Consider the following 14152-nt stretch of genomic DNA (forward strand, 5'->3'; position numbering starts at 1 on the left):
GAGTGCCCGTCAGCCACCCTCGGCCGCGCGGCGGGCCCGCGCCCGCCGCTTCCCCTCGTGCATGGCCTGCACCCGGGCGACCGGGATCGTGTGGCCCTCGGCGACGAGGTCGGCCGGGAGCGACTGGGGCTCCGGCAGCAGAGCGGCCCAGTCGGGCAGCGCGGAGGACGTCGTGACGGTGGCATCGCCCGGCCGAACCGTGTCGAGGTCGGCCCAGTCCACGGGAGCCGACACCGGCAGCCCCGGCCGCACCCGCGGGCTGTAGGCGGCGACGACGGTGCCGGTGCCCGACCGGGTGGAGTCCACGAACACCCGGCCCTCCCGCTCCTCCTTCAGGAACGCCGTCGTCGCGATCGCGGGGTCCAGCTGCGCCGTCCGCTGCGCCAGCGCCCGCGTCGCCGCCGCGACGTCCTCGACCGGTGCGCCGCGCACGGGGACGACGACGTGCAACCCCGAGGAACCGCTGGTCTTCACCGCGCCGGCGAGCCCGGCACCGGCCAGCGCCCGGCGGGCGAGCCGCGCGACGTCGACGACCGCGGAGAAGTCGGCCCCGTCGGGCGGGTCGAGGTCGAGCACCAGTCCGGTGGGCTCGCGCGCCCCGGCCGGGAGGAACGGGACGTGGAACTCGACCGCGCGCTGGTTGGCCAGCCACAGCAGGGTGCGCCGGTCGTCGCAGAGCACCTGGTGCACCTCGCGGCGCGCCGACTCGGCCCACACGGGCACGGTCCGCACCCAGGCGGGGGCGCCCCTGCTCACGTTGCGCTGCATGAACGGCGCCTGGCCCGGCCGCACCCGCACCACCGACAGCGGCCGGCCGGCCAGCAGCGGCACCATCCGGTCGGCGACGGCGTCGAGGTGGTCGACGAGGGCCCGCTTGGTGACCTCGAGCCCGTCACCGAGCGGCGAGTCGAGGCTGCTCAGCGGCACGCCGTCCCGCTCGTCCACGGGGGTCACCGTTCCCCCATCGCGGCCATCCGGCAAGCGGCTCAGATCTCGTACACGGCTCCGGGGCTGACCAGCTCGGTCTCGCTGAACACCGAGCTGGCGGCGAACAGCTGGCCGATGTGGTCCACCCAGGCGGGGATGTGGGTGAGCAGCAGCCGCCCGACCCCTGCCTCGGTGGCGTGCTGCGCGGCCTGCCGCCCGGTGAGGTGCAGGCCCGGGGGCTGGTCGGGCACGGCGTCCGGGTGGGCCGCCTCGGCCAGCAGCACGTCGGCGCCGCGGGCCAGCTCGACCACCCGGTCGCAGGGGCCGGTGTCACCGGTGTAGACGAGCGACCGGCCGCCCGCGGTGAGCCGGATGGCGTAGGTCTCCACCGGGTGCGCCGTGCGGGCCAGCTCGACGTCGAAGGGGCCGAGGCGGAAGCCGCCGGGGCCCACGGGGACGAAGTCGAAGACGTCGGTGAGACCGTCGCCGTCCAGGTCGTAGGCCAGCGCGAGCCGCCGTTCGGCCCCGACCGGCGCGTACAGCGGCACGAGCGGGCCGCGGGCACGACCGGAGTACCGGTGCCAGACGACGAACGGGGCGACGTCGAGGCAGTGGTCGGCGTGCAGGTGCGAGAGGAACACCGCGTCCACCGACGCCGGGTCCGCGAACCGCTGCAGCGCGCCGAAGGAGCCGTTGCCCAGGTCGACGACGAGCCGGAAACCGTCGTGCTCCACGAGGTAGCAGGACGCGGGCGAGTCGGGGCCCGGGCCGCTGCCGCAGCACCCCACGACGGTCAGCTTCACGCGGCGCCCGCCCGTCCGGCGGCGAGCACGGCGCCGACCTCCGGCCCGAGGAAGCGACGGCCGAGGCGGGCGAACGGCTCGGGGTCGCCGGTGGCGAGGAAGGCGTGCCGCGGCGGCGCGGCGCCGGGGTCGCGGAGCAGGTCGGCGCGGGTGAGCACCCGGTAGACGTCCTTGGCGGTCTCCTCGGCGCTGGAGACCAGCGTGACGCCGTCGCCGAGCACCACCGACAGCACCCCGGTCAGCAGCGGGTAGTGCGTGCACCCGAGGACGACGGTGTCGACGCCGGCCGCCATCAGGGGGTCGAGGTAGGACTGCGCCAGGCCCAGCAGCTGCCGGCCGCTGGTGATCCCGCGCTCGACGAAGTCGACGAAGCTGGGGCAGGCCGCGGAGGTCACCGTGACCTGTGGGGCCGCGGCGAACGCGTCGTCGTACGCGCCGCTGGTGACGGTGGCCTGGGTGCCGATGACGCCGATCCGGCCGTTGCGGGTGGCGGCGATCGCCCGGCGGACCGCGGGCAGCACCACCTCGACCACCGGCACGTCGTAGCGCTCCCGCGCGTCGCGCAGCGAGGCGGCGCTCGCGGAGTTGCAGGCGACGACGAGCATCTTCACGCCGCTGGCGACCAGCTCGTCCATCACCGCCAGGGAGTGCCGGCGGACCTCGGCGATCGGCAGCGGGCCGTACGGGCCGTTCGCGGTGTCGCCGATGTAGCGGACCGCCTCGCCGGGCAGCTGGTCCAGCACGGCGCGGGCGACGGTGAGCCCACCGACACCCGAGTCGAAGATGCCGATCGGTGCGTCGGCTCCTGGCTGCGTCCCCATGTCGCCGGACAGGCTAGCTCCCGCCACCGACGGTCGCGCCGCCCCGTGGCGGGGCGGCGTGCAGCAGCCCCTGCCGCCGCCGGCGCCGGGCTGCCAGACTCCTACCGGCCCTCACCGCCTTCCAGCGGCCCGGTCATCCGGCCCTGAGGCACCCGGCGTGCCGGTGGCTCACGCCCAGAGCTGGCCCTCCAGCGCGGAGGTCGCCTCCTCCAGCGTGCCGGCGTAGGCGCCGGTGGAGAGGTACTTCCAGCCGCCGTCGCAGACGACGAAGCAGATGTCGGCCCGGCGCCCGGCCGCCACCTCCTTGTCGGCGATGCCCAGGGCCGCGTGCAGGATCGCGCCGGTGGAGATGCCGGCGAAGATGCCCTCGCGCTCGACCAGCTGGCGGGTGCGGTGGATGGCGTCGTCGGGGCCCACGGAGAACCGCGAGTCCAGCAGCTCGGCGTCGTAGAGCTCGGGGATGAAGCCCTCGTCGATGTTGCGCAGGCCGTAGACCAGCTCGCCGTACCGGGGCTCGGCGGCGATCACCTGCACCCCCGGCTTGTGCTCGCGGAAGTACCGGGAGCAGCCCATGAGCGTGCCGGTCGTGCCCAGCCCGGCGACGAAGTGGGTGATCGAGGGCAGGTCGGCCAGGATCTCCGGCGCCGTCCCCTCGTAGTGCGCCTGCGCGTTCGCCGGGTTGCCGTACTGGTAGAGCATCACCCAGTCGTCGTGCTGGGCGGCGAGCTCCTTGGCCACGGCGACGGCCTGGTTGGAGCCGCCCGCGGCGGGCGAGGAGATGATCTGCGCCCCGTACATCTCGAGCAGCTGCCGGCGCTCCACCGAGGTGTTCTCCGGCATGACGCAGACCAGCCGGTAGCCACGCTGCCGGGCCACCATGGCCAGCGAGATGCCGGTGTTGCCGCTGGTCGGCTCCAGGATGGTCGAGCCCGGGCGCAGCAGCCCCTCCTTCTCGGCCGCCTCGATCATCTTGATCGCGGCGCGGTCCTTGATGGAGCCCGTGGGGTTGTGGTCCTCGAGCTTGGCCCACAGCCGCACGTCGGGGGTCGGCGAGAGGTTGGGCAGCCCGACGAGCGGGGTGCCGCCGAGGGAGTCGACGAGGGAGGCGAAGCGGGCCATCGGGTGAGCTCTTCCGGGACGGGGACGAGGGGCGGGAGCGGGGTGCCGCTCAGCAGCCGCCCGCGACCGCCGGGAGGATGGTGACCGAGTCGCCGTCCTTGACCTCGGTGTCCAGGGCACCGGTGAAGCGGACGTCCTCGTCGTTGACGTAGACGTTGACGAAGCGGTGCAGCTTGCCCTCCTCGGTCACGAGGCGGTCCTTGAGACCCGAGTGCTTGCTGTCGAGGTCGTCGATGAGCGCCCCCAGGGTGCTCCCGCTGCCCTCGACGGTCTTGCTGCCGCCGGTGTGGGTGCGCAGGATGGTCGGGATCCGGACCTCGATGGCCATGGCGTGCTTCTCCTCGGTACGTGGGGGATGTCGCGGTGCTGCTCTGCAGCCGTGGTGCGTCTGTGCGGGCAACGCCCGGTGACCGCCGCCGATTCCGGGCGGCGGCGGCAGTCACACGTTCAGTCGTAGACGACGGTCGTCGGCGAGTGCCCGAACAGGTAGGACTCGACGATCTCGACCTCCTCCTCCGACACCTCCCCGTCGACGATGCGGTAGCTGCGGAACTCGACGTCGTCGCCGGCCAGCCCGGTCTCGGGGCCGTGGTGCCGGGTGGACACCAGCACGTAGTGGGTGCGGGGGTCGGCCGCCGGCCCCGACGCGTAGCCGATGTCGGTGCGCGAGGGGTAGGCCTCGGTGGCGGTGTGCGAGTGGTAGACGACGACCGGCCACTCGTCGCGGTCGTCCATCTCGCGGTACAGCGCCAGCAGGTCGGCGCTGTCGAACTCGTAGAACGTCGGCGACCGCGCCGCGTTCAGCATCGGCACGAAGCGCTCGGGACGCTCGGTCCCCTCCGGTCCGGCGACGACGCCGCAGGCCTCGTCCGGGTGGTCCTTCCGGGCGTGGGCCACGATGGCGTCGTAGGTCGCGCGGTCGATGCGCAGCACGACGCCAGTCTAGGCGTGCCCGCGGGGCCGCTCCCCGGTCGCCCCCGGAACGGCACGGCCGGGTGACCGGCAGGTGGCCGCCGGGCGGCCGCGGGGAGACGAGCCGGGACCGATACGGTCGGCGTCGTGTGGGTCCCGCTGCTCCTGACCGCCGGCGTCGTGCTGCTGGCCCTGCCGGCGCTCGTGATGGGTCTGCGGGGGCTGTTCCGGCACCGCGGCTACAGCGCGGTCCACCCGGGCGACCGCGGCCCCGTCGTGGTCATCGTGGTCGTGCGCGCGGTGCTCCTGCTCCTGCTGCTCGCCACCTCGGCCCTGGTGCTGGTCTCGACCGTCGGCGCGGCGCTGGCCGAGGTGGAGCTGCACGGCATGGTCTACGTGCTCTTCGTCCTCGCCCTGCTGCTCGCCGCCCTGGTGCTGCTCACCTTCGGCCGGCGCGACCCGCGACGAGCGCGTCGACGAGCGACCCCTGCAGCGCGGTGAGCCAGTAGTAGACGGCGAGCTGGTGGTCGCCCTCGTCCACGATCTCCTCCGGCGGCTCGGTGTCCTCGCCGATGTCCAGCCGGGTGCCGAGCGCCAGCCGCAGGTCGTTGCTCGTGCGCAGCCAGGCGCCGGCCTGGTCCGCGTCCAGGCGCACCTCTCCCCCGTCGGCCGGCAGCGTGGCGCGCACCGTCGCGAGGTCGTCGGCCTTGCCGCCGCGCAGCGCCTGCTCGGTGAGCCCGCGGTAGTCCTCGGCCAGCGCCGGGTCGCTGCGGTGCCCGGCCGGGAACAGCCGCTCGATCACCGGGTCCCCGCTGCTGTCGGCGCGGTCGGCGGCCAGCAGCTGCTCCAACTGGTCCAGCAGCAGCCCCACGATGCCGGCCTCCGCCCGGTCCAGCCGGGCGACCAGCTGCCCGCCGCGGGCTGCGCGGAACGGCTTCACGAGTCCCTCTGGTAGCTGGCCCACAGCCCGTAGGCGTGCAGCCGGCTGGTGTCGTGCTCCATGCGCTCGCGCGGGCCGGAGCTGACGATCGCCTTCCCCTCGTGGTGCACCTGCAGCATCAGCGTGGTGGCGGTCGGCTCGTCGTAGCCGAACAGCTCCTGCAGCACGAACGTCACGTAGGTCATCAGGTTGACCGGGTCGTTCCACACGATGGTCACCCACGGACGGTCGAGGTCGTCGTGCTCCTCGACGGTCGTCTCGGGGGCCCGGGTCGGGGCGAGCGGTCCGGCCACGGTCCCAGCTTAGGACGTCGCCCGGCCCGCCGATCGGGCTCCGCCTACGCTCCGGAGCCATGCCGACGGCTCCCGCGCTGCTCACCGACCGCTACGAGCTGACCATGCTCGCCGCCGCGCTCGCCGACGGCACGGCCGGGCGGGACTGCGTCTTCGAGGTGTTCGCCCGCCGCCTGCCGCACGGCCGCCGCTACGGGGTGCTCGCGGGCACCGGCCGGCTGCTCGAGGCCCTGCCGCACTTCCGCTTCGGCGACGAGGAGCTGGCTGCCCTGCGCGACCAGGGCCTGACCGACCGGCGGCTGCTCGACTGGCTCGCCGACTTCCGGTTCAGCGGCGACGTCGACGGCTACGCCGAGGGCGAGCTGTTCTTCCCCGGCTCCCCGGTGCTCACCGTGCGCGCCCCCTTCGGGGAGGGCGTGCTGCTGGAGACCCTCGCCCTCTCCGTGCTCAACCACGACTCGGCGATCGCCTCGGCGGCGGCGCGCATGGTGGCCGCCGCCTGCGAGCGCCCCTGCATCGAGATGGGCTCGCGGCGCACCCACGAACTGGCCGCCGTGGCCGCCGCGCGTGCCGCACACCTCGTCGGGTTCGCGGCGAGCTCCAACCTGGAGGCCGGCCGGCGCTACGGCGTCCCGACGACCGGCACCAGCGCGCACGCCTTCACGCTGCTCCACGACGACGAGCGCGCGGCCTTCCGCGCGCAGGTCGACACCCTCGGCACGGGCACCACGCTGCTCGTCGACACCTACGACGTCGAGCAGGGCATCCGGACGGCGATCGAGGTGGCCGGGCCCGAGCTGGGCGCCATCCGGCTGGACTCCGGCGATCTGCCGACCCTGGCCACCCGCGCCCGGGAGCTCCTCGACGAGCTCGGCGCCACCGGCACCCGCGTGATCGTCACCAGCGACCTCGACGAGTACGCCATCGCGGGCCTCATGGCCGCCCCGGTCGACGGCTACGGGGTGGGCACCTCGCTGGTCACCGGCTCCGGGGCGCCCACGGCCGGGATGGTCTACAAGCTGGTGGAGCGGGACGGCGTCCCCGTGGCCAAGCGTTCCGAGGGCAAGAACTCCGTGGGCGGGCGCAAGCACGCCGTCCGGCGGCACGGCGACGACGGCACCGCCACGGCCGAGGTGGTCAGCAGCGCGCCGGTCGGGCCACGGGCGGGCGACCGCGATCTGGTGGTCCCGCTGGTGCGCGACGGCGCCGTGTGCGACGACGTCGCCCCGCCCGAGGCGCTGCGGCGCGCCCGCGAGCACCACGCGCGGGTGCGGGAGGCGCTGCCCGCCGAGGCGTGGGCGCTCTCCCGCGGCGAACCGGTCCTGGAGACGCTCACCGCGTGAGCGACCAGCCCGTCGCGGGGCACACTGCAGGGATGACGCGCGCACTGATCGTCGTGGACGTGCAGAACGACTTCTGCGAGGGCGGCAGCCTGGCCGTCGCCGGTGGTGCCGCGGTGGCGGCGGCGATCACCGAGCACGCCCGGACGGCGGGCTACGACCACGTCGTCGCCACCCGCGACCACCACGTCGACCCCGGGTCGCACTTCGCCGAGACGCCGGACTTCCTCGAGACCTGGCCCGCCCACTGCGTCGTCGGCACCGGCGGGGTGGAGCTGCACCCGGCGCTGGACCGCGGCACGCTCGAGGCGGTGTTCGACAAGGGCGAGTACGCCGCCGCCTACTCGGGGTTCGAGGGGGTGTCCGACGGGGTCGGGCTGGCCGACTGGCTGCGCGGGCACGGGGTGGACGCCGTCGACGTCGTCGGCATCGCCACCGACCACTGCGTGCGGGCCACCGCGCTGGACGCCGTCGCGGCCGGGTTCCGCACGCGGGTGCTGCTGCCCCTCACCGCGGGTGTCTCCGAGGGCACGGTGAGCGCCGCTCTCGACCAGCTGCGCACGGCGGGGGTGCAGCTGGAGGGCGCCGTCCACCAGGGCTGAGCGGAGCCGCGGCGCCGTCCTCCCCCACCGCCGACGCCGAGGGAGGACGCCCGACGATCAGGTCACCTGGTCATCGCCGAGCAGCGGGGCGGGTGGTCAGACGGCGTCGAGGACCTCGTCACGGGTGAAGCCGAGCACCTGCAGGACGGCGTCGAGGTGGGGCTGGTTCAGCGCCGTGTGCGCCTGCTCGCGCACGAACGGCTTGGCGTTGAACGCGATCCCCAGCCCCGCGGTGCTGAGCATGTCGAGGTCGTTGGCCCCGTCGCCGACGGCCACCGTCTGGTCCAGCGGGATGCCGTACTGCTCGGCGAAGCGGACCAGCGCCCGCGCCTTCCCGGGCCGGTCGACGATCTCCCCGACCAGCCCGCCGGTCAGCCGCCCGTCCCGCACCTCGAGGGTGTTCGCCGCGGCGAAGTCCAGCCCGAGGCTCTCGGCCAGCGGGCCGGTGATCTGGGTGAAGCCGCCGCTGACGATGCCGCAGCGGAACCCCAGCCGCTGCAGCGTGCGGATGAGGGTGCGCGCGCCCGGGGTGAGCACCAGGTGCTCGCGGACCTCGTCGAGCACCGTCTCGGGCAGCCCGGCCAGCACGGCGACCCGCGCCCGCAGCGACTCGGCGAAGTCGAGCTCGCCGTTCATCGCCGCCGCGGTGAGGCGGGCGACCTCCGCCGCCCGCCCCGCGCGCGCGGCCAGCTCGTCGATGACCTCGCCGCGCACCAGGGTGGAGTCGACGTCCAGGACGATCAGGCGCTTGCTGCGCCGGGCGATGCCGACCTGCTCGACGGCGATGTCGGCGCCCGTCTCGGCCGCCACCGAGGCGAGGGCGGCGCGCAGGGCGGTGGCCTCCGCGCCGGAGACGGTGAGCTCGAAGCTGGTGACCGGGACGTCGGAGAGCCGCCGGATGGCGTCGATGTTGCCGCCGACCCCGGTGACCGCCTGCGCGGCGCCGGCCACCGCCTCGGGAGGCACCGGCCGCCCCAGCACGATGACGTGGTGCGGGCGCCCGCCGGCGGCCGGCGCGTCGGGGCCGCTGGCCGACTCGACCGCCACGCGGACGCCGACGGCGCCCTCGACGTCGTCGGCCACGGACCGCAGGTGGTCCAGCAGCTCCGCCTCCCCGGTCACCGGCCGGCCGCCGGTCACCAGCGCGCCGACCACCACGCCCAGCACCAGGTGCCCGTGCACCACGACCTGCTCGACGTCGAGGACCTCGACCGGCGGGCGCCCGTCCCCGCGCGGTGCCAGCGCGGCGAACAGGCGGGCGGTCACCCCCGGCCGGTCCGCCCCGGTGACGGTGAGCAGGGCCCGCGGCGCGATGGCGTCGGGGGCCGGCAGCAGGTCGGGCGTCGGCTCGTGCGGCACGCGGTCATCGTGCCGCACGGCCGTGGCGGCCCCGGCCCGGCCCCTGCCCCGCGTGCGGCAGCGACGCCGACGCCCCGCCGGCCCGGAGGCCGACGGGGCGTCGGTGACGTGCTGGTCCTGCGTCAGGTCGGGTCGGGGTCCTTCGGGCCCTGGCGCGGGCCCGTGCCCTCGAGCACCTCGCTGACGCCGCCGTAGGGCTCGTGCCGCTTGCCGACGTGGGCCTCGGCCTGCAGCCGCTCGATGAGGTGCGGGTAGTGCGCCTCGAACGCCGGGCGCTCCGAGCGGATCCGGGGGATCTCCACGAAGTTGTGCCGCGGCGGCGGGGACGACGTCGCCCACTCCAGGCTGTTGCCGTGGCCCCACGGGTCGTCCCGCAGCGCGAGCTCGCCGTACTTCCACGACTTGACCACGTTGTAGATGAACGGGATCACCGAGGCGCCGAGGATGAACGACCCGATCGTGGAGACCGTGTTCAGCACGGTGAAGGTGTCGGTCTCCAGGTAGTCCACGTACCGGCGCGGCATGCCCTCGTTGCCCAGCCAGTGCTGCACCAGGAACGTGCCGTGGAACCCGATGAAGGTGAGCCAGAACTGCAGCTTGCCCAGCCGCTCGTCCATCATCCGGCCGCACATCTTGGGGAACCAGAAGTAGATGCCGGCGTAGGCGGCGAACACGACGGTGCCGAAGACGACGTAGTGGAAGTGGGCGACGACGAAGTAGCTGTCGTTGACGTGCCAGTCCAGCGGCGGGCTGGCGAGGAGGACGCCGGTCAGACCACCCAGGAGGAAGGTGATCATGAAGCCGATCGAGAACAGCATCGGCGTCTCGAAGGTCATCTGACCCCGCCACATGGTGCCGATCCAGTTGAAGAACTTGATCCCGGTCGGCACCGCGATCAGGTAGGTCAGGAAGGCGAAGAACGGCAGGAGCACCGCGCCGGTGGCGTACATGTGGTGCGCCCAGACGGCGAGGGAGAGCGCGCCGATCGCGATGGTCGCGAAGACCATGCCCTTGTAGCCGAACAGCGGCTTGCGGGCGAAGACCGGGATGACTTCGGTGACGATGCCGAAGAACGGCAGCGCGATGATGTAGACCTCGGGGTGCCCGAAGAACCAGAACAGGTGCTGCCACAGCATCGGGCCGCCGTTCTCGTCCGAGTAGACGAGGGAGCCGAGGTTGCGGTCGGCCAGCATCGCCGCGATGGCGGCGGTCAGGATCGGGAACGCGAAGAGGACCAGCACGCTGGTGACGAGCGTGTTCCAGGTGAAGATCGGCATCCGGAACAGCGTCAGACCCGGCGCCCGGAGGCAGACGATCGTGGTGATGAAGTTGACCGCGCCGAGGATGGTGCCCAGACCGCTGACCGCCAGACCGGCGAACCACATGTTCGCGCCCGGGCCCGGCGAGTGGACGACGTTGGACAGCGGCGCGTAGGCGTACCAGCCGAAGTCCGCGGCGCCACCCGGCGTCAGGAAACCGCCGACGACGATCAGGCTGCCGAAGAGGAACAGCCAGTACGAGAAGGCGTTCAGCCGCGGGAACGCGACGTCCGGCGCCCCGATCTGCAGCGGCATGATGAGGTTCGAGAACGCGAAGAACAGCGGCGTCGCGAACATCAGCAGCATCACCGTGCCGTGCATGGTGACCAGCTGGTTGTACTGCTCGGGAGACAGGAACTGCAGCCCCGGCCGCGCCAGCTCACCGCGCATCAGCAGCGCCATGAGGCCACCGCCGATGAAGAACGCGAACGAGGTGGCCATGTACATCAGACCGATGGTCTTGTGGTCGGTGGTCCGCAGCAGGTTGGAGAGCCGCGAGCCCTTTTCGACCACGTGAGCCGGGCTGGGCCGGCTCACGATGGGCGCCGGTGCAATCGTCACGGTCGGCAGCTTAGACCGTGCCACCCGGCCACTCAGGTCCGGCAGGCGAGGCGCGCCGGGCGATCACCGTCCGCGCAGGTAGGTGGCCACCTCGACCGAGATCGTGACCGGCACGGTGGCCGGCAGCCGGGCCACCGAGGCCGCCAGCGCGTCCGGTGCCAGGTGCCGGGCGTGCGGCCCCATGCCCACCAGCGTGGTGACCGCCGCGTGGTCCAGGAGCAGGGTCCGGCGGAGCCGCTCGGCGCCCGCGCGCGCCAGGTGCGGCTCCAGGGTGGCGCTGAGCCGTTCCGCCTTGCCCGGGTCCACGCGCAGCAGGCCCAGCGGCGCGACGAGCTCGGTCAGGTGGTCCCGGCCGGGTGTGGCCACGACCAGCCGCCCGTCCGGGCGCAGCACCCGGGCGATCTCGGGGCCGTTGCGCGGGGCGAAGACGACCAGCGCCCGGTCCACCACGGCGTCGCGCACCGGCAGGCGAGCCCAGGTGTCCGCGACCACCGCCACCGCACGTGGGTGCGCCTTGGCGGCGCGGCGGGCCGCGTAGCGCGAGGCGTCCAGCACCACACCGGCCGCCCCCGGGAGCGCGTCGAGCAGGCGGGCCAGGTGGTGCCCGGTGCCGCCGCCGAGGTCGAGCACCGTGGCCGGCTCCCCCGGCAGGACCGCCGCTGCCAGCGCCGCCGTCACGCCGTCGTAGTGGCCGGCGGAGAGGAACGCCACCCGGTCGGCGACCATCGCGGCCGAGTCGCCGGTCGGCGGGCGGCGCCCCGGGGGCAGCAGGGTCAGGTGCCCCTGCCGCGCCCGGTCGACGGCGTGACCCGTGGCGCAGCGCAGCCCGGCGCCGCCCCCCTCGACGGCGAAGGGTGCCGTGCACACGGGGCAGGCGAGCAGCCCGACCGCGCGCGGGTCCAGCGGTGGGGCGCTCACCGGCGCGGGGGCACCGGGTGGAAGGTCACGTCGCGCAGCCGGCCGTCGGCGGCCACGGCGGTGACGAACGTCCCGTGCGGCTGGCGGCGGCGGTCCGTCGGCGACCCCGGGTTGACCAGCCGCAGGCCGGAGGCGGCCGTGGTGTCCCAGGGGATGTGGCTGTGCCCGAACACCAGGACGTCGGCGTCGGGGAAGCGGGCCGCGCACCGGGCCTCCCGCCCCGCCGCCTGCCCCGTCTCGTGGACGACGGCCAACCGGACGCCCCCGATCTCGGCGCGGGCGACCTCGGGCAGCCGGTCCCGCAGCGGCCCGTGGTCGTTGTTGCCGTGCACCGCGACCAGGCGCGCCGCCCGCTGCTCCAGCGCGTCGAGCAGCGCGACATCGACCCAGTCGCCGGCGTGCACGACCACGTCCGCGGCGTCGATCGCCGCCCACAGCGCATGAGGTAGCTCACGCGCGCGCTTGGGGACGTGCGTATCTGCGGTGAACACCAGCGAAACAGGCACGACGACATGGTTGCAGGCCGCTACGTTCTCTCCGGCCGGCGATCCGGCCCGTTCCGCACGACCCGAGGACCTCCCGTGACCGAACCCTTCCCCTCCCCTGCCGCGGGCGGCGCGCCGACTGCCGCCGACGAGCCCTACGAGAAGCGCTGGCTGGCCCTGGGCGTCATCGCCATGACCGTCCTGCTGGTCATCCTCGACGCCACGATCGTCAACATCGCGCTGCCCGCCGTCACCGCCGACCTGGGCATCAGCGCCGCCAGCCAGCAGTGGATCGTCACCGCCTACACGCTCACCTTCGGCGGCTTCCTGCTGCTGGGGGGCCGCATCGCCGACTTCTGGGGCCGCAAGCGCACCTACCTGGTCGGCGCGGCCGGCTTCGCCGTCGCCTCCGCGCTCGGCGGCATCGCCCAGAACGAGGCGATGCTGTTCGGCGCCCGCGCGCTCCAGGGCGTCTTCGGCGCGCTGCTGGCCCCGGCGTCGCTCGCCCTGCTGACCGTGCTGTTCACCGACCCCAAGGAGCGGGCCAAGGCCTTCGGCGTCTACGGCGCCATCGCCGGCGGTGGCTCCGCCGTCGGCCTGCTGCTGGGCGGCGTGCTGACCGAGTACGCCGACTGGCGCTGGTGCTTCTGGGTGAACCTGCCGGTGGCCCTGCTCGCGATCGTGCTGGCGGTCCCGATCGTCCCGGAGAGCAAGGCCCCCGGGGACACGAGCTACGACATCCCCGGCGCGGTGCTGGTCACCCTGGGCCTCGGCGCCGTCGTCTACGGGTTCACCCGGGTCGCCGAGGCCTCGCAGACCAACGCGGCCGAGGCGGCTGCGGCGAACGCGCAGGCCGCGGCGCAGGGCGCGCCCGCGCTGGTCACGCCGGAGAGCGGCTGGACCGACGGGCTCGCCTGGGTCTTCATCGTCGGCGGGCTGCTGCTGGTGGCGCTGTTCGTGCTGCTGGAGCTGCGCACCCGCAACCCGCTGCTGCCGATGCGCATCGTGCTCGACCGCAACCGCGGCGGGGCCTACCTCACCTCCACCCTGGTCGGGGCGGGGCTCATCGGGGCCTTCTTCTTCCTGAGCCTGTACTTCCAGCAGGTGCTCGGCTACGAGCCGGTCATGGCCGGGCTGGCCTCGCTGCCGACCACGCTCGGCGTCTTCGTCTCGGCCGGCGCCTCCAGCGCGCTGCTCCCGCGGGTCGGGCCGAAGCCGCTCATGGTGCTCGGTGGCTTCCTGGCCGCGGCCGGGCTGTTCACGCTGTCGCTCGTGGGGCTGGACACCGGGTTCTGGACGCTGCCCTTCCCGGGCCAGCTGCTCCTGGGCCTGGGCCTCGGCTTCACCTTCGTGCCGCTGTCCAACCTCGCACTGGTGGGCGCCGGGCAGCACGACGCCGGCGCGGCCAGCGCCATGCTGAACGCCACGCAGCAGGTGGGCGCCTCCATCGGCACCGCCGTCCTCGCCTCGCTCTCGGTGGCGGCGATCAGCACCTACACCGCCGACGCGCTCACCTCCGGGGCCGACCCGCGGGACCCGGCCGTCGGCCTGGCCGCGCAGGTCGAGGGCTACACCACGGCGTTCACCTGGGCGGCCGCGCTGCTGGTGCTGGGCGCGCTCGTCGCCGCGGTGCTCATCAAGGCGACCAAGGAGGACCTGCCGGCCGAGGGCGACGCCGTCGTCCACGTCGGCTGAGAAGGCACCCCGGGCGCCTCTCCCCACGACGGGAGGGGCGCCCGGTGCGTTCGGGGGC

The 14152-nt window shown here is 74.3% G+C and carries 16 protein-coding genes; 4 read left to right on the forward strand and 12 right to left on the reverse strand.

The features are described 5' to 3' along the window. Positions 1–9: 9 nt before the first annotated feature. From E9549_RS05835 to E9549_RS05860, 6 genes are all read right to left on the reverse strand, one after another. The gene (locus E9549_RS05835) at positions 10–945 is read right to left on the reverse strand and encodes a DNA polymerase domain-containing protein (RefSeq protein ID WP_236825603.1); all 936 of its coding nucleotides are present in this window, start codon (positions 943–945) and stop codon (positions 10–12) included. A 41-nt stretch (positions 946–986) separates the two neighbouring features. Next, positions 987–1730: an MBL fold metallo-hydrolase gene (locus E9549_RS05840; protein WP_236825604.1), complete on the reverse strand. Its 744-nt coding sequence runs from the start codon at positions 1728–1730 to the stop codon at positions 987–989. Next, entirely contained in the window at positions 1727–2551 is an 825-nt protein-coding gene (gene murI, locus E9549_RS05845; protein ID WP_236825605.1) for a glutamate racemase, read from the reverse strand. Before murI ends, E9549_RS05840 begins: the two co-directional genes overlap by 4 nt. 168 nt (positions 2552–2719) lie before the next feature. Beyond that, positions 2720–3670 carry a PLP-dependent cysteine synthase family protein gene (locus E9549_RS05850; protein WP_236825606.1) on the reverse strand — a complete coding sequence of 317 codons (951 nt, stop codon included), beginning with the start codon at positions 3668–3670 and terminating at the stop codon, positions 2720–2722. A gap of 49 nt (positions 3671–3719) precedes the next feature. Further along, positions 3720–3998: a MoaD/ThiS family protein gene (locus tag E9549_RS05855; RefSeq protein ID WP_236825607.1), complete on the reverse strand. Its 279-nt coding sequence runs from the start codon at positions 3996–3998 to the stop codon at positions 3720–3722. Between the two features lie 119 nt (positions 3999–4117). After that, the gene (locus tag E9549_RS05860; RefSeq protein ID WP_236825608.1) at positions 4118–4603 is read right to left on the reverse strand and encodes a Mov34/MPN/PAD-1 family protein; all 486 of its coding nucleotides are present in this window, start codon (positions 4601–4603) and stop codon (positions 4118–4120) included. A gap of 126 nt (positions 4604–4729) precedes the next feature. Between E9549_RS05860 and E9549_RS05865 the strand changes: the two genes are divergently transcribed. After that, complete coding sequence (locus E9549_RS05865) at positions 4730–5083, forward strand: hypothetical protein (protein WP_236825609.1); 354 nt, start codon at positions 4730–4732, stop codon at positions 5081–5083. Here E9549_RS05865 and E9549_RS05870 read toward each other — a convergent pair. Further along, positions 5022–5522, reverse strand: a complete 501-nt coding sequence (locus E9549_RS05870; RefSeq protein WP_236825610.1) for a DUF2017 family protein — start codon at positions 5520–5522, stop codon at positions 5022–5024. The two genes, E9549_RS05865 and E9549_RS05870, sit on opposite strands and share 62 nt — an antisense overlap. Further along, positions 5519–5815, reverse strand: a complete 297-nt coding sequence (clpS, locus tag E9549_RS05875) for an ATP-dependent Clp protease adapter ClpS (RefSeq protein ID WP_236825611.1) — start codon at positions 5813–5815, stop codon at positions 5519–5521. Before clpS ends, E9549_RS05870 begins: the two co-directional genes overlap by 4 nt. 59 nt (positions 5816–5874) lie before the next feature. On the opposite strand from clpS, the gene E9549_RS05880 reads away from it, so the two are divergent. Both E9549_RS05880 and E9549_RS05885 read left to right on the forward strand, forming a co-directional pair. Then, positions 5875–7158, forward strand: coding sequence for a nicotinate phosphoribosyltransferase (locus tag E9549_RS05880; RefSeq protein ID WP_236825612.1), 1284 nt, complete (start codon positions 5875–5877; stop codon positions 7156–7158). A 32-nt stretch (positions 7159–7190) separates the two neighbouring features. After that, positions 7191–7757, forward strand: a complete 567-nt coding sequence (locus E9549_RS05885; RefSeq protein ID WP_236825613.1) for an isochorismatase family protein — start codon at positions 7191–7193, stop codon at positions 7755–7757. Positions 7758–7853: 96 nt separating this feature from the next. On the opposite strand, the gene serB is transcribed toward E9549_RS05885, so the two are convergent. The 4 genes from serB to E9549_RS05905 all read right to left on the reverse strand — a co-directional run bounded on the left by serB (position 7854) and on the right by E9549_RS05905 (position 12420). Further along, entirely contained in the window at positions 7854–9116 is a 1263-nt protein-coding gene (serB, locus tag E9549_RS05890) for a phosphoserine phosphatase SerB (protein ID WP_236825614.1), read from the reverse strand. 122 nt (positions 9117–9238) lie between these two features. Continuing rightward, complete coding sequence (ctaD, locus tag E9549_RS05895) at positions 9239–10996, reverse strand: cytochrome c oxidase subunit I (RefSeq protein ID WP_236825615.1); 1758 nt, start codon at positions 10994–10996, stop codon at positions 9239–9241. Positions 10997–11059: 63 nt separating this feature from the next. Then, positions 11060–11899, reverse strand: coding sequence for a methyltransferase domain-containing protein (locus E9549_RS05900; RefSeq protein ID WP_255723777.1), 840 nt, complete (start codon positions 11897–11899; stop codon positions 11060–11062). Between the two features lie 11 nt (positions 11900–11910). After that, on the reverse strand, positions 11911–12420 hold the full coding sequence (locus tag E9549_RS05905; RefSeq protein ID WP_236825617.1) for a metallophosphoesterase: 510 nt from the start codon (positions 12418–12420) through the stop codon (positions 11911–11913). Between the two features lie 75 nt (positions 12421–12495). On the opposite strand from E9549_RS05905, the gene E9549_RS05910 reads away from it, so the two are divergent. Then, a complete protein-coding gene (locus E9549_RS05910) occupies positions 12496–14094 on the forward strand; it encodes an MFS transporter (protein WP_236825618.1) in 1599 nt (532 codons plus the stop codon). The last annotated feature ends 58 nt before the right edge of the window (positions 14095–14152 follow it).

Origin of the sequence: Blastococcus sp. MG754426, from assembly GCF_021699055.1 — a bacterium.
Taxonomy (GTDB): domain Bacteria; phylum Actinomycetota; class Actinomycetes; order Mycobacteriales; family Geodermatophilaceae; genus Blastococcus.

What these genes read in the sequence shown, in the direction of transcription:
- E9549_RS05880 (WP_236825612.1), top strand. Translation starts at nt 5,875, where the DNA reads ATGCCGACGGCTCCCGCGCTGCTCACCGACCGCTACGAGCTGACCATG.
- E9549_RS05885 (WP_236825613.1), top strand. Translation starts at nt 7,191, where the DNA reads ATGACGCGCGCACTGATCGTCGTGGACGTGCAGAACGACTTCTGCGAG.
- E9549_RS05850 (WP_236825606.1), bottom strand. Translation starts at nt 3,670, where the DNA reads ATGGCCCGCTTCGCCTCCCTCGTCGACTCCCTCGGCGGCACCCCGCTC.
- E9549_RS05855 (WP_236825607.1), bottom strand. Translation starts at nt 3,998, where the DNA reads ATGGCCATCGAGGTCCGGATCCCGACCATCCTGCGCACCCACACCGGC.
- murI (WP_236825605.1), bottom strand. Translation starts at nt 2,551, where the DNA reads ATGGGGACGCAGCCAGGAGCCGACGCACCGATCGGCATCTTCGACTCG.